This is a genomic window from Ruegeria sp. SATB045, assembly GCF_059613525.1.
Window position 1 is genome coordinate 1 of the sequence record NZ_JBXWSR010000011.1, and the last position, 14,867, is coordinate 14,867.

Genomic DNA, 14,867 nt, shown 5'->3' on the forward strand with positions numbered 1-14,867 from the left:
GCCGATGCAGTTCCTGATGACGATCCGGAAGACACCAGTTTAGATGACTTGCTGGGCGATCTTGCTGACATGGCTCCCGATGAGGACACGTCTGACGAAAGCTCTGCGGCAGAGGCTCTGGCGTCGTTGCCCGATGTGGCCGAGTTTGACGATGAGGACTCTGATCTTGATGACCTTTTGGCCGATCTTGCCGAGGCTCCCTCTGAGCAGGTTGACGCAAGTGATGACACCGATGACGTCCTGGCGTCCCTGCCTGACATTGACGAGGATGAGGACGCAGACAGTTTAGATGACGTTCTCGGCGATCTTGCCGACGCTGCCCCGGATGAGGACGCAGAGGATGACGATGATCTTGACGCGCTGCTGAACGATTTGGCTGAAACCGCTACTGAGCCGGACAGCGCGGACGACATAGACCTGGATGATCTTCTGGGCGATTTGAGTGCTGATGACACCGAACGCGACGGCGAGGCGCAAGAGCCCGACTTGGATGACCTCGATTTGAACAGCTTGTTGGCAGAAGACGAGACCGAAACCGAGGAAAGCAGCGAAGTTGACCTGGATGATCTGGATCTGGACGACCTGTTGGGGGATTTGGATGACGTATCCGAGTCCGAAGAACAGGGCGATGCCGATTTGGATGACTTGCTTTCAGGCGATGACGAATTGGATGACGCATCCGTTTCCCAAGAGGTCAAGACGGATGGCGAACCGGTGCTGGCCTTTGGCCGCATGAGCGCCGACCGGCCCGAGCCGGAACAGTTGAAACGCAGCCGGTTCCGCATTGCCATCTTTGGTGATTTCTCGGGCCGTGCGGCGCGAGGGCAGATGGAAACTGGTGATGCGCTGGCTGCGCGCGCGCCGATCCCGCTGGACGCCGATACAGTCGAAGATGTGATCTCAAGCTTTGCCACTAACTTGGTTCTGCCCATTGGTAAGGACGGCGCGGGGATTGAGGTCAAGCTGACCGAACTGGACGATCTGCACCCTGACGAACTTTATGAAAAGGTCGCGCTGTTCGAAGGGCTGTCGGGCCTGAAAGGCCAGCTTGGGGCCGGGGCAACCGCCGAACATGCGGCGAAGCAGTTGACCGCATGGGGCGAGGAATTCGGGCAGGCCGTGGTTCCGCCGCGCAAAACGTCGGGTGGAAATACCGTGCGGGCTGATCTGAAACTCAGTGATTTTCAGAAGCTGATCGGAGATACGAGCGGAGAGCTGGCGCAGCCTTCTCCGGTGGATGATCTACTGAAACGGGTGGTCGGGCCGCATATTCGCAAATTGCCCAGCCCGGACGTTGCGGCGATGAAAACAGCGGTGGATGAGGCGCTGAGTACGGCGATGCGCATGGTTCTGCATCATCCCGAATTCCAGTCGATCGAGGCGCAGTGGCGCAGTCTGGACCTGATCGCGCGCAGCGTTGAGGATGACGATACGCTGGACGTGATCCTCTATGATGTTTCGGCCGAGGAGATTGCGGCCGATCTGGCGTCGGAAGAGGATCTGGCCCAGACTGGGTTGGTCCGTCTTCTGACCGAGGAACCCTTGGATGAGGAAAACGGGCGCGGCGGCTATTCCGCCCTGATCGGGCTTTATACGTTTGAGGAAACCCCGCCCCATGCCGAGTTGCTGGGACGTATTGGCCGGGTCGCGGCCCATGTGGATGCGCCTTTCATTAGCGCGATCACCCCTGCCTATCTGGACATCAAGAAAGAGGATCGCCACCCGCTGGTGGTTAAAGCCTGGGATACGTTCCGCGCGATGCCCGAGGCCGGGCATGTCGGGCTTGCCTCACCCCGCTTTATGCTGCGACGGCCCTATGGGGCCAAGTCAGAGCCGATATATGAGTTCGACTTTGAGGAATTCACCGAAGCTGAAGGTCTGCGTGGGATGCTGTGGGCCAATCCGGCGGTGTTGGTGACAATCCTGTTGGCACAGTCCTTTAAGCAAAATGGCAAGGCTATGAATCTGGGGTCCGTTATGAGCCTTGGTGGGGTGCCCTATCATTTCGTCAACGACCGATACGGTGACCAGGTGGCGCTGCCTTGTACCGAACGCAACCTGACAATGGACAAGCACGAACACTCGGTTCAGCGGGGCTATATGCCGGTGCTGTCCGTCAAGGGACGGGATGAGATCCGGCTGGGCTCGTTCAACTCGGTCGCCGGGCAAGAGATTCTGGGGCCGTGGTCCGGTGTTCCCGCCCCGGCGCCTTCGCCGGATATACCTGATGCGCCCGAACCCGATGACCCAGAGTCTGATGAAACGATAGTCGAGGATGACTTTGATCTGGATGATCTGGGGCTAGAGGACGATACCGGTTCTGGTGACTCGGACGATTTGGATGATTTCCTTGCTTCCTTCGATGACGATGCGGAAGAAGACGAGGATGACGACGAAATGGACCCGGAATTGGCCGCATTATTGGCTGATCTGTAACGGCGTATCCAACGCGATTTGGAAGGATTAGGAAATGTCTGACAGTCTGCAAAGCAAGGAATGGCCGCTTCGGATCACGGGCAGTTACAAATATAAGGAAGACGAGCTTGTCATTCGTCGCGCGATCATCACCGAGAAGATGGGTGAACTGACTGAGATCCAGGTCGAGATGCTGTCGCCCGACAAAACCATCAAGCTGGAAGAGCTGCTGGGTAAAATTCTTACTATCCATATGGCTGCGGCCGAGGGGGAAGAACGCAAGTTCACGGGTACGATTGTGCGTGTTGAACGGCTGGCGCTGCGGGACGGGTTCGTGCATCTGCTGGCCGAGCTGCGCCCGTGGTTTTGGATGCTGCAACAGACCACCAACAGCCGCATCTTCCAGAACATGACGGTCGACAAGATCATCGAGGACGTTTTCAAAGCGCACGGGTTCTCGGATTTCCAGAAGAAGCTGAGCGGAACCTATGAACAGCGGGAATATTGCGTTCAGTACCGGGAAACCGATTTCGACTTTGTCTCACGCCTGATGCAGGAAGAGGGCATCTATTACTTCTTCGACTATGCGAAGGCGAATAACAAATATGAAACGTTGGTCCTGTGTGACGGGCTGTCGGGGCACACGCCGCTGACCGGAAAGTCGGACCTGTTTTACCGGGCGGGCGACGATTATGAACAGCGCCTGCCCGACAGCGTGACCGAATGGGCCAGCGCGCAGCAAATCGTTCCCGGTGTCGTTGCTTTAGGAGATTTCAATTTTGAGACACCCAGTGCCAAAATGGCCTCGGTGTCGAAAACCACCCTCTCGCCCGATCACAAGCACAACAAGTACGAGCTGTATGACACGCCCGGTCACTACATTGACGCCAACAAGGGCAAGCCCCGCGCGCAGGTTCGGATGGAGGCTGAAGAAACCGAATATGACTGCCGCCGGGGCCGTGCCTCGGTCCGGGCGATGGAGGTGGGCAAGACCTTCACTCTGAAGGAACATCCCGACAAAGATCAGAACCAGGAATATCTGGTCACTGCGGCTACCTTCTATCTACAGACGACCGAAGGCTACGGTTTTGAAAAGAACTCCAAAGACCTGGATACAGGCGCGTTGGAATTTCCCGAAGACAATAGCGAAATGTATATGGTTGAATTCGACGTTCAGCCCAAGAAGGTCCAGTATCGCAACGCCCGTACCACGCCCTGGCCCGAGATTGCAGGGCTTCACACGGCCATCGTCACCGGCCCTTCGGGCAAGGAAATCTACACCGACAAATATGGCCGGATTAAAGTACAGTTCCATTGGGATCGTGCGGGCAAGAAGGATGAGAAGACGTCTTGCTGGGTGCGTGTTGTCACCCCGTGGTCCGGTAAGAACTGGGGCATGATCCATATCCCCCGGATCGGGCAAGAGGTCGTCATCCAGTTTGAAGAGGGCGATCCCGACAGACCCATCTGCACTGGTATGTTGTATAACGCCGAAACGATGCCGCCCTATGATCTGCCGGCAAACCAGACGCAGTCCGGGATCAGGACCCGGTCGTCCGAGAAAGGCAAACCCGACACATTTAACGAACTGATGTTCGAAGACAAAAAGGATGCGGAACTGGTGCGCTTTCAGGCGCAGAAGGATCATGAGAAGCTGGTCAAGAACAAGTCCACGGTCACGATAGGCTACGACAAGCTGGACACGGGCGGCAACGGCGGCGACGGTTGCCTGAGCCAGGTGGTGAAGAAAGACGTGAATGAAACGATCAAGGAAGGGGATCATACCTTCACGATTGAAACCGGCAGCCAGAAGGTCAGCATCAAGACTGACCAGACTGAAACGATCGAGGGCAAATCCACCCGTACCGTTACCGGCAACGACACCGAAACGATCAAGCAAGGCAACATGGTCACGTCGGTCGATTCCGGTAACAAAACGACGACTGTGAAACTGGGGAACATTCAGGTCGATGCCAAGGCGGGCAAGATCACCATGACAGCCATGCAGTCAATCGAGCTGAAAGTCGGGACCTCGTCAATTAAGCTGGATCCGACCTCGGTGACGATCAAAAGCACAATGATCAATGTGCAGGCGACCGCCAAGATGGACGCAAAAAGCCCACTGACGACGGTCAGTGGCGATGCTATGCTGACCCTTAAGGGTGGCGTGACGATGATTAACTAAGGGGCGAACGGATGAGCGAACGATTTGCCAATTTGACCAAGACACCCCAGATGCCTGCCGCCCGGATGTTGGCGGATGCCAATGCGCGGCTGGGCACCAAGCTGGATGCACCGGCCAGTGCGCCTCTGGACGTTGTTCTGGCCGAGCTTGAAGAAAAAGGCGCACCGATTGACATGTTGCGATTGCTGGGCGTGGCTCTACCGCCGCGCGAACGGGTCTGGTGGTCGTGTCTGGCTGCGCGTGACTATATCGGAGCCGCGCCCGATCACAACACGCCATCTCTGGCGGCGTCTGAGGCTTGGGTGTTTCGCCCGACGCAGGAAAATCGCGAAAAGGCCGAGCATACGATTGATCTGGCCGAGCCCGATGATGAGACCATAAATTGCGCCATGGGCGTGCTCTATGCCGACGGCACGCTTGGCACGGGCGAGCTTGCGTCGATGCCGGCCCCGCATGGCGCAGCCGAAGCGCTGGCATTTGCGATGAATGTCACAGCGATGGGCTATCATGATGGCGATTTCGACGCCTATGTGCAATTGCTGATCGACCGTGGCCTTGATATCGCTCGTGGTGGAAACGGCAATCTCGAGGCGAAGGAATAGACATGGGATTTCCACAAGCCCGCGTCGCGGATCTACACACCTGTACGTTTCTGGCCCCGCCGCCTGCGCCCCCCGCGCCGGTGCCTGCGCCGATGCCGATCCTGCCGCCCTGCTGCCCCACAGTGTTGGTGGGCAAGATGCCTGCCGCTCGCATTTTTGACATGGCCACACCCGCCTTTCCGCACCCGATCATCAAAGGCTCGGCGACGGTACTGATTGGCAAGATGCCAGCTGCGCGGGTGATGGATACCTGCGCCTGTGGCGGACCTATCGTCAAAGGTGAATTTACCGTGCTGGTCGGAGGATGAAGACAGAAGAATGACGGTCACGATCAAATTCCAATCCACCGGCATTGTGCCGGGCGACGGGCGTCCTGTGTCGATGCAGGGGGGATCGCTGACCGTAGGGCGTGGTCCGGCCAATGATCTTGTACTGCCCGACCCCGAGCGGACGCTCAGCAAGAACCATTTTGTGATCGAGGATCACAATGGCAACGTGGTGATCGTGGACCTGTCGACCAACGGGACCTTTCTGAACTATTCAAAGATTGCTTTGGGTCGAACGCCGACACCGCTGAACAATGGCGATGTGTTGACGGCGGGCGGTTATGAGATGGTGGTCGAGATCGGCGCCGATTTACCCTCGTTCGAAGAGATGATCCCGCAGCCGATGCAGCAGGGCAATGTCTCGCCCGGACAGTCGCAAAACGCGCCGGACCCGCTGGATTTGCTGGACGCGTCCTCGCCGGGAGGGGATTTTCTGGATGACCTGCTGGGCGGTGAAGCCCCTAAAGGACCGGGTCAGATCGCAACGCCTGATCCCATGGACGAACTGCTGCCACCGCTCGGTGATGATGACCCGTTCTTTGCCAAACCTGCCGATGCGCATCAGGGCTTGGGGGCGAGCGACCCCATGCACAACCCCTCGGCCACGGATGCGTTTTCAGCACCCGCCAGTGGTGGCGGCGCGAACCTGATCCCCGACGATTGGGATGACGATTTCCTGTCGCCGCAAGAGCCGTCCTCTTCGGACCCGTTTGCTGCGTCACCGCCGGAACCGGCCGCTCCACCGGCCAAGCCAACACCGGGAGGGCGTGCGGCCCCACCTCCGCCGTCGGAACCTGTGGCTCCGACGCCTGCGCCCGAGCCTGCGAATGAGCCCACAGTGGTCGAAACGCCTGCGCCTGCTGCTTCAAGCGGCGATCAATCCGCCGCCCGCGCGCTGCTTGAGGCGCTTGAGGTGGACGATCTGCGCATCGACGACGCCGATCTGCCCGCCACGATGGGCCGGATGGGGCGCGTGTTACGGGCAATGATCACGGGTCTGCGCGAAATTCTGATGACGCGTACCTCGATCAAGTCTGAATTCCGCATTGACCAGACGATGATCAGCGCAGGCGGAAACAACCCACTAAAATTCTCGATCAGCGCCGAACAGGCGATCGAGGCGTTGGTGAAACCGCGGGTCAAAGGCTACCTCGCTTCTGAGGAGGCCACCGCCGAGGCGTTGAACGATATCAAGGCCCATGAAGTTGCCATGGTCACAGGCATGGAGGCCGCGCTCAAAGGCGTTTTGTCGCGGCTCGACCCCGAGGTGCTGGCCGGGAAAATCGAAGGCTCCGGCAAACTTGGGTCACTTTTCAAGGGTAAGAAGGCCCAATATTGGGAAGTGTATGAAAAGATGTATGCGGAAATTTCGGATCAGGCCGAGAATGATTTTCACGATCTCTTCAGCCGGGAATTCGCGCGTGCGTATAAAGAACAGCTGGAAAAGCTGAAGTAACGCCCCATCGGGCGCAATAAAAAGGGAGGGCAGCCATTGTCCTGGGACAGCAAGGTGCTTTGGACCGAAGGGTTGTTTTTGCAGCCCCACCATTTCCAGCAGGCCGACCGGTATACAGAGGCGCTGGTGGCCGGGCTTGCGCGCCGGGTGACACCCTATGCCTGGGGGCTGAGTGCGCTTGAGCTGGATGACGAAGTGCTCAAAGTCGGGCAAATTGCGCTTAAATCCTGTTCAGGGCTGACGCCGGACGGGCAGGTGTTTCGCGTACCGCAAGCCGAAGACCATCCGCCCGCTTTGGAAGTGCCCGAAACGATCAAGGATTGCGTTGTTTACCTGACCGTACCGCAGCGGCGGCAAGGCGCGTCTGAGGTGGATCTGAGCGGGGCGGAACAATCCGTCAGCCGCCTGCGTCCCGCCGAACAGGAAATCACCGACGTGATGAGCCAGCAGAAAAAGCCGGTGACGCTGGGCGTTGGCAAGCTACGGCTGCAATTTGCGCTGGCGGTAGACGATCTGGCCGACAAGCTGGCCATTCCGATTGCCCGCATCATCGAAGTGCGTCCGGACAAAGAGATTGTCCTGGATCGCGGCTTTGTGCCCTCGGTCTTGGATGTGCGCGCAGCCCCGGCATTGGCGGGGTTCATGAACGAGCTTGAGGGGATGCTGTCGCACCGGATGCAGGCATTAGCCGGGCGGCTGTCCGAAGGTGGACCTGCCAAGGGTGCTGCCGAGATTTCGGATTTCCTGCTGTTGATGGTGATCAACCGCAACCTGCCGCTGGTGCGTCATTTCGCCAATATCGAAAACGTGCATCCAGAACACGCCTACCGCGTTTGCGCAGCCCTTGCCGGTGAATTGGCCACGTTCATGAGCGCCGAGAAAGAAGCCGTGCAATTCCCCGCCTATCAGCACGACAACCTGACCGAAAGCTTTGCCCCGGTGATCCGAGTGCTGCGCCAATATCTCAGCTCGGTGCTGGAGCAGACGGCGATCTCGATCCCGTTGGAGCCGCGCAAGTACGGCATCAGCGTCGGTGTGATTGCTGATCGCAAGCTGATCGGCTCGGCCGGATTTGTGCTGGCAGTTAATGCGGATATCCCCGCCGAAGACGTGCGGCGGCACTTCGCGGGTCAGGCCAAGACCGGCCCGGTTGAGGAAATCCGCCAATTGGTGAACTCGGCCCTGCCGGGCATCACTTTGCGCCCGCTGCCGGTCGCGCCGCGCCAGATCCCGTACCATTCGGGCGTGGTCTATTTCGAACTGGACGCAGCCAGCCCGTATTGGAGCAAGATGACCACTTCGGGCGGGATCGCGGTGCATGTGTCGGGGCATTATCCCGGATTGCAGATGGAGCTTTGGGCGATCCGCAATCAGTAGCCGTTCGGGCCGTTGATTGGTACGAAACAAATTGATGGGGCTGCCTGCGTGGACCACTGGACCATGCGGGCGCTGTGAGGAAGCAGGTAGATCATGTCCGACAACGATCCTTTTGCCGAACCGGACGATACAGATAAGACGGTCATTCGCCCCAACCCGGGTGGACGACGTCAGGCCGGGACCATGCCGCAACAACCCGCCGCGCCTCAGCAACCGGCGGGTTACCCCGAGCCGATGGAAGCGCCTCAGCCGCAGCCCGCTGCGGCAGGGGACGGATATGGCGTACCTCCGGCGCAGGCCCCACAGTCGCGCCCGCCACAAGGCGGTGGGGAACAGGTGGCCGCAACCGGGATGAACCGGTTGAACGCCTGCGCCGCACCGCTGTTTTCGCTGATCAGCCGTATTCGCAACCGCGCCCAGCACATGGACCCCGACAAGCTGCGCCAAAGCGTGGTGGCTGAAGTGCGCAGCTTTGAAAATGCCGCCCTACAGGCGGGCATCCCGGCGCAATCGGTCAAAGTGGCGCGTTATGCCCTATGTGCGACGCTGGATGATGTCGTGCTGAACACTCCGTGGGGCGGCCAGTCCAGTTGGGCGACGCAATCACTTGTTGGCACCTTCCACCGCGAGACGGTGGGCGGGGATCGTTTCTACGACCTTCTGGCGCGGCTGGAACAGGAGCCTGCGAACAATATCGAGCTGCTGGAATTCGTCTACATGTGCCTGTCGCTGGGCTTTGAAGGTCGCTTGCGGGTCGAACAAGGCGGACCGGACAAGCATCTGCAAATCCGGCAGGGTCTGGCTCGGGTCATCCGAGCGCAACGTGGCCCTGTCGAACGTGATCTGGCCCCGCATTGGGAAGGCGTGGACAAGCCTTACCGCGCGCTCAGCATGTGGAAACCGGTCTGGATTGCGCTTGGCGTGACGGCGCTTTTGCTGGTGATTGAATTCAGCGGTCTGTCCTATGTCCTGTCGAACAAGACGGAAAATCTTGTGGGTCAGATGTCGGTGATTGACGCGGGCCCCGTGACCGAGTTGCAGCGCCGCGCGCCCCCGCCTCCGCCGCCACCTCCGCAACAGCAACCTCAGATCGCGAAGGTCGTCGAATTCCTTCAGCCCGAGATTGATGAGGGGCTGGTCGAGGTTTTTGAGAAAGGCAATACGCTGGTTATCCGCATCAAGGGGTCGGGCATGTTCGGGTCAGGCTCGGACAGTCTGCAAGACAAATTCCAAGAGCCGGTGCGCCGGGTTGCCGTGGCGTTGAATGCCGAGCCGGGCACGGTGATCGTGACCGGACATTCGGACAATGTGCCAATCCGGTCAGCGCGCTTTCCATCCAACCTCGCCTTGTCGCTGGCGCGCGCAAAATCGGTGATGAATAAGATGTCACCCGAATTGACCGACCCCAATCGCCTCAGCGCTGAGGGCCGGGCCGACAGTGACCCGATTGCCGACAATTCCACCCGTGAAGGCCGCGCCACCAACCGCCGGATCGAAGTCCTGTTGGTGCAGGAGGATACTCAATGACCGCCCGTAGAATCCTGAGATTCATCTTCTTGTCGATTTACACCGTGCTGTTTTTTACGGCGACGGCGTTGTCCTTGTGCCTTTATTTTTTCGGACCACTTATTGGGTCGGATGAATGGCGTCCTTTGGATGGGATGACGGCGCGGTTGATCTGGTGCGGTGTGATTTATGCGTTTTTCCTGATCATTGCGCTAACCATCTTCTTTGTTCGTCGTCGTCGCGAAAAGAAGCTGACCGAAGAAATCACCGAAGCCGTCAGCGACGGCGGCGACATGATCGACAGCGAAATCTCGGAACTGCGCGGCAAGTTGAAAACTGCTATGGCAGAGCTGCGCAAGTCCAAGAACGGACGGCGGCATCTGAATGAGCTGCCGTGGTACGTGATGATCGGCCCGCCGGGCGCGGGTAAGACCACTGCCATTGTGAATTCCGGCCTGAACTTTCCGCTGGCCGATGAGATGGGTAAAACCGCGATTGGTGGTGTTGGCGGCACGCGCAACTGCGATTGGTGGTTCACCGAAAACGCCGTTCTGATCGATACGGCCGGGCGATACACGACGCAGGAAAGCGACGCTCAGGTCGATAACGCGGCGTGGATTGGGTTCCTTGGGCTGCTCAAGAAATACCGCAAGCGCCAGCCGATCAACGGGGCGATGATCGCGATCTCGTTGTCGGATCTGTCTTTGCAGGATGAGATCACCCAGAAAGAACACGCCAAGGCCGTGCGTCGTCGTCTGGAAGAGTTGCGCGAAAAACTGGGCGTGCGCTTTCCAGTCTATATCCTGTTCACCAAGGCCGACCTGATTGCCGGGTTTGCCGAGTTCTATGACAATCTGGGTAAGGAAGATCGCGAACAGGTTTGGGGTTTTACCTTGCCATTGGACAAGTCCCGGTCTGAACAATCCCCGGTCGCCGCCTTTGACGAGGAATTCGCCTTGCTGCTGGGCCGTTTGAACGCCCAATCGCTGGAGCGGATGCAGACCGAGACCGACCCCCAGCGCCGCGCCTTGGTTGCGGGCTTCCCGATGCAGGTGGCCTCGTTCCGAAAAGTGGCGCATGAATTCCTGACCGAGGTGTTTCAGGACAGCCGCTATCAACACCGCCACATGCTGCGCGGGGTCTATTTCACATCCGGAACGCAAGAAGGCACTCCGATTGACCGGCTGATGTTGGGCATGGCGCGTACTTTCGGGATCGGACGTCAGGCGATTGGTTCGGGTCAGGGCTCGGGCCGGTCGTATTTCCTGACCCGCCTGTTTGATCAGGTGATCTTCCGCGAGGCCGGTCTGGTCAGCGCCGATGACAAGGTTGAGCGGCGCTATAAGATCACCAAATGGGCCTCGGTCGCGGCGACGCTGATTGCCGCTGTTGCAGTGGGTGCCCTGCTGGTTCGCAGCTTTTCGGGCAACTCCGAACTGATCTCTGAGGCGCAAGAGGGCGTATCCGCCTATCAGGCTGCAGCGGCGACGCTGCCACCCAGCCCGGTGGGCGATACCGATCTGGTGCCGGTGGTGCAGGCGTTGAACACGCTGCGCGATCTGCCCGCGAACCCGACCCTGTCCGACCCGGACCCTGAAACGCGCCTGACCTATGGCCTGTATCAGGGGGATGTGATTGGCACGCAGGCGGCGCAAACCTACCGCGCGGCGCTGAACCAGCGCCTTCTGCCACGTCTGCTATTGCGGCTCGAAGAACAGATGAGCGCCAATATCAACAACCCCGATGTGCTGTATGAGGCGCTGAAGGTTTATCTGATGTTGGGTCTGCAAGGTCCGATGAACCAGAATCTGGTCAAGGAATGGATGAATATCGACTGGACGGTGTCCTTCCCAGGCCCCTCGCGCGAGGAATTCCGCGCTGATCTTAACGACCATCTTGAGGCATTGCTGAGCCAGCCGATGCAGGCCGTTGCGTTGAACGGGCCCATGGTCGAGCAGATACAGGGCCTGCTGTCGGAACTGCCGCTGGCGCAGCGCGTGTACAATGGGATCATCTCAAGTCCATCCGCGACGGCTCTGCCTGAATGGCGGATCACCGAAGTCGGCGGCCCTGCTGTTGCGCGCGTTTTGGTGCGGTCCTCGGGCAAACCGTTGAATGACGGGATCGAGGGGATCTTTACCTATCGCGGTTTCAATGACGTATTTGTCGGCGAAGCAGTTGGCGTAGCCAAACGGGTGCAAAAGGAAAGCTGGGTTCTGGGCCCGCGCGGCGAGGCGGAACAGACCGAACTGGCGCTGGCCGCGCTCAGCCGCGATGTGCTGGACCTGTATTACAACGACTACATTGCGCGCTATGACGCGATGCTGGGCGATATCGACATCGTGCCGATGGAAAGCCTCAGCCACGCTGTCGAAGTGACCAATGTGCTGTCCGGGCCGACCTCGCCTATCGTGAATATCCTGAACTCGATCTCGGACGAGACGAAGCTGACCGAAAGCCGATCGGTTCTACCCAATTCGGATGCTCTGGGTGAAGGGCTGTCCAGCGCGGCCAGCCTCGAGTTGCAGTCGGCGACCTCGGTCCAGACGCAAATCCTGCTGGAGGCCTTGGCCAAATCCAGCGGCGCGACTGCGTCACAGCCGGTGCAAGAGCCTGGCCAATATGTCGAGGATCGGTTTGCCTGGCTGCACCAGCTTGTTGACCGACCCGAGGGGCAGCCCTCGCAATTGGATCAGTTGATGGGGTCGTTGACGGGCGTCTATCAAGAGCTGAACAAGATGTCCTTCAGCGGAACCTCGGGCGGCGAGTCCGGGCAGGCGCTGCAGCAGTTTCAGCAAGAAGCGGCTCGCATTCCCGGCCCAATGGAACGCTGGGCGGTGCAGATCATCGACGGATCGTCGGGGATCACGTCTGACAGTACGCGGGCCTCGCTGAACGCACGCTGGCAGGCCAATGTGCTGCCCTTCTGCGAGCAGGTCGTCACTGACCGCTATCCGTTCAGTCGCAGATCCGGGGCAGATGTGGCGATGGGTGATTTCAGCCGGTTGTTCGGCCCGCAAGGTCTGATCGACACCTTCTTTACCGACAACCTCGCCAAACACGTGGACATGCGCACGCGCCCTTGGAGTTGGAAAAGCAGCGTAAACGAGGCCGATCTGGGCATTAGTCAGGCCGTTCTGACCCAATTCCAGAACGCCGCCGAAATCCGCGAGGCTTTCTTTGCCGCGGGCCCGCAACCCCAGATTCAGTTCCAGATCATGCCCGAGGCGCTGGACCCCAAGGCAAAGGGCGTCACGCTTGAAATTGACGGACAATCGCTGGAATTCCGCCATCGCGGCGGGCTGCCTTCGCCGATGGCGGTCACGTGGCCGGGGCAGGTTGGATTGGCGCGGGTCACGTTCCAGCCCGATAAACGCAACATCGAAAGTGTGTTGTCCAAGGACGGGCCATGGGCGTGGTTCCGCCTTCTGGACGCGGCCGAGGTGCGGCGGACCAACGTATCGGACCGCAAGAAGGTGATCTTCAATGTCGGCGGCCGGATTGCGATCTTCCAGTTGCAATCTGGCTCAGTCATCAATCCCTTTGCCCTTCCGGCGCTGCAAAAGTTCAGCTGCCCTAAATCGTTCTGATGCAGCGGACTGGGTTTGGCGCGTTTGGTAAGATGCCTTCGGTCGGAGATTTTTTTCGGCTGGGGGTTTCACAGGATTTCGTCCAGCCATGGGATACCTGGATTCAGCACAGCATGTTAAACGCTGCTGAAGCTCTGGGACCTGTGTGGGACGCGCATTACATGTCCGCACCCATTTGGCGGTTTTGTCTGGCGCCGGGATTGGCAGGCCCGCAAAAGATGTTGGGCGTTTTGATGCCATCAGTGGATCGGGTCGGACGACGGTTTCCCCTGACTTTGGTATCGGGCGTATCTAATGAAGGTTCGGCAATTCTGTCTCACTTCCGGGCCGAGGCGACATACCGCCAGCTTGAAGACTTGGCTTTGGCTGCGCTTGAGGATGACATGACGCGGGACAAACTGGCCGAGGGATTGGAGGCGCTGGTGGTTCCATTACAAGAGCCGACTTCTCCGGTTCGGGCCGAGGGAAACACGCTGGTTCTGACGCGCGGGGAAGTCGCTGACAGTCTGTTGCCCGACCTCGCGGCGGGGTTGGTCGCGCATCGCTATCGGTCTCCGACAATCTGGAGCACTGACATCGGCGGCGTCCCTCGGATGATGGTCTGCGAAGGTTTACCGCAAGGATCAAACATGCAAGGTTTGTTTAATCTTCACGCTGCAGTCTGGACCGAGGCAAGGCCACTATGAATTCAAGTCACCGCGTTCGGTACAGCGCCCGCAGCCATGTCGGCCTCAAGCGCAAGCTCAATGAAGATGCCGTTTTGGCCCTGCCCGAGGAAAGCCTTTGGATGGTCGCGGACGGTATGGGCGGCCACGAAGGGGGCGATTACGCCAGCCGTCTTGTCGCTGACATGGTCGCGGCAATCCCGCCGGGACTGCCACCAGCGGATCGACTGGTGAAGTTGCGGGATGTGTTACAGCAAGCGCATTCGGCAATCCGTCAAGAGGCTGAGACCCGTGGCGGTAAAACCATGGGCACGACCGTTGCCTGTATGATGCTGGCCAACGGCCATTTCGTCGGTTTGTGGGCGGGCGACAGCCGCATCTATTTGCTGCGTGACAACCAGATTCAAATGCTGACCACCGATCACTCGGTTGTGGCCGATCTGGTGTTGGCGGGCCAGATGAGCTGGGATGAAGCGGAACAGCATCCCCAATCAAATGCGATCAATCGTGCGGTTGGTGTCGGGGATGTGCTGGAACTGGACAAGATCCGGGGCGAGGTTCAGCCGGGCGACCGGTTCCTGATCTGCTCGGACGGGCTGAGCAAATACGCGACATTCCCGATGCTGGAAAAGGCGCTGTCCGAGATGCCGATTGAAACCGTCGCCGATCAGTTGATCCAGATCGCGCTGGACGGGGGCGGGGCCGATAATATCTCGGTGATCGTGGTCGATATTCCCTGAACCCC

The 14,867-nt window shown here is 59.2% G+C and carries 10 protein-coding genes; all 10 read left to right on the top strand.

Features of this window, described 5'->3' with window-relative positions; genetic code table 11:
* A partial coding sequence (locus tag AC2FNR_RS01770; RefSeq protein ID WP_496847766.1) for a type VI secretion system contractile sheath domain-containing protein occupies positions 1 to 2,436 on the top strand: 2,436 nt, incomplete at its 5' end.
* Positions 2,437 to 2,470: 34 nt separating this feature from the next.
* On the top strand, positions 2,471 to 4,600 hold the full coding sequence (locus tag AC2FNR_RS01775) for a type VI secretion system Vgr family protein (protein WP_496847767.1): 2,130 nt from the start codon (positions 2,471 to 2,473) through the stop codon (positions 4,598 to 4,600).
* An 11-nt stretch (positions 4,601 to 4,611) separates the two neighbouring features.
* On the top strand, positions 4,612 to 5,202 hold the full coding sequence (locus AC2FNR_RS01780) for a DUF6931 family protein (protein ID WP_170356384.1): 591 nt from the start codon (positions 4,612 to 4,614) through the stop codon (positions 5,200 to 5,202).
* Between the two features lie 2 nt (positions 5,203 to 5,204).
* Complete coding sequence (locus tag AC2FNR_RS01785) at positions 5,205 to 5,510, top strand: PAAR domain-containing protein (RefSeq protein ID WP_170356385.1); 306 nt, start codon at positions 5,205 to 5,207, stop codon at positions 5,508 to 5,510.
* Between the two features lie 10 nt (positions 5,511 to 5,520).
* Complete coding sequence (tagH, locus tag AC2FNR_RS01790) at positions 5,521 to 6,984, top strand: type VI secretion system-associated FHA domain protein TagH (protein ID WP_496847768.1); 1,464 nt, start codon at positions 5,521 to 5,523, stop codon at positions 6,982 to 6,984.
* Between the two features lie 36 nt (positions 6,985 to 7,020).
* Positions 7,021 to 8,361 (top strand): type VI secretion system baseplate subunit TssK, encoded by a 1,341-nt coding sequence (gene tssK, locus AC2FNR_RS01795; protein ID WP_496847769.1) that lies wholly within the window; start codon positions 7,021 to 7,023, stop codon positions 8,359 to 8,361.
* A 93-nt stretch (positions 8,362 to 8,454) separates the two neighbouring features.
* Positions 8,455 to 9,888, top strand: coding sequence for a type VI secretion system protein TssL, long form (tssL, locus tag AC2FNR_RS01800; protein WP_496847770.1), 1,434 nt, complete (start codon positions 8,455 to 8,457; stop codon positions 9,886 to 9,888).
* A complete protein-coding gene (gene tssM / locus AC2FNR_RS01805) occupies positions 9,885 to 13,457 on the top strand; it encodes a type VI secretion system membrane subunit TssM (protein WP_496847771.1) in 3,573 nt (1,190 codons plus the stop codon). The genes tssL and tssM overlap by 4 nt, the downstream gene beginning before the upstream one ends.
* On the top strand, positions 13,457 to 14,143 hold the full coding sequence (tagF, locus tag AC2FNR_RS01810; protein ID WP_170755855.1) for a type VI secretion system-associated protein TagF: 687 nt from the start codon (positions 13,457 to 13,459) through the stop codon (positions 14,141 to 14,143). Before tssM ends, tagF begins: the two co-directional genes overlap by 1 nt.
* Positions 14,140 to 14,862 carry a PP2C family protein-serine/threonine phosphatase gene (locus AC2FNR_RS01815; protein ID WP_170356391.1) on the top strand — a complete coding sequence of 241 codons (723 nt, stop codon included), beginning with the start codon at positions 14,140 to 14,142 and terminating at the stop codon, positions 14,860 to 14,862. The genes tagF and AC2FNR_RS01815 overlap by 4 nt, the downstream gene beginning before the upstream one ends.
* The last annotated feature ends 5 nt before the right edge of the window (positions 14,863 to 14,867 follow it).

Excerpts from the sequence above, each read along its gene's own strand:
- AC2FNR_RS01775 (WP_496847767.1), top strand. The coding sequence starts at position 2,471 with ATGTCTGACAGTCTGCAAAGCAAGGAATGGCCGCTTCGGATCACGGGC.
- AC2FNR_RS01780 (WP_170356384.1), top strand. The coding sequence starts at position 4,612 with ATGAGCGAACGATTTGCCAATTTGACCAAGACACCCCAGATGCCTGCC.
- AC2FNR_RS01785 (WP_170356385.1), top strand. The coding sequence starts at position 5,205 with ATGGGATTTCCACAAGCCCGCGTCGCGGATCTACACACCTGTACGTTT.
- tagH (WP_496847768.1), top strand. The coding sequence starts at position 5,521 with ATGACGGTCACGATCAAATTCCAATCCACCGGCATTGTGCCGGGCGAC.
- tssL (WP_496847770.1), top strand. The coding sequence starts at position 8,455 with ATGTCCGACAACGATCCTTTTGCCGAACCGGACGATACAGATAAGACG.
- tssM (WP_496847771.1), top strand. The coding sequence starts at position 9,885 with ATGACCGCCCGTAGAATCCTGAGATTCATCTTCTTGTCGATTTACACC.
- tagF (WP_170755855.1), top strand. The coding sequence starts at position 13,457 with ATGCAGCGGACTGGGTTTGGCGCGTTTGGTAAGATGCCTTCGGTCGGA.
- AC2FNR_RS01815 (WP_170356391.1), top strand. The coding sequence starts at position 14,140 with ATGAATTCAAGTCACCGCGTTCGGTACAGCGCCCGCAGCCATGTCGGC.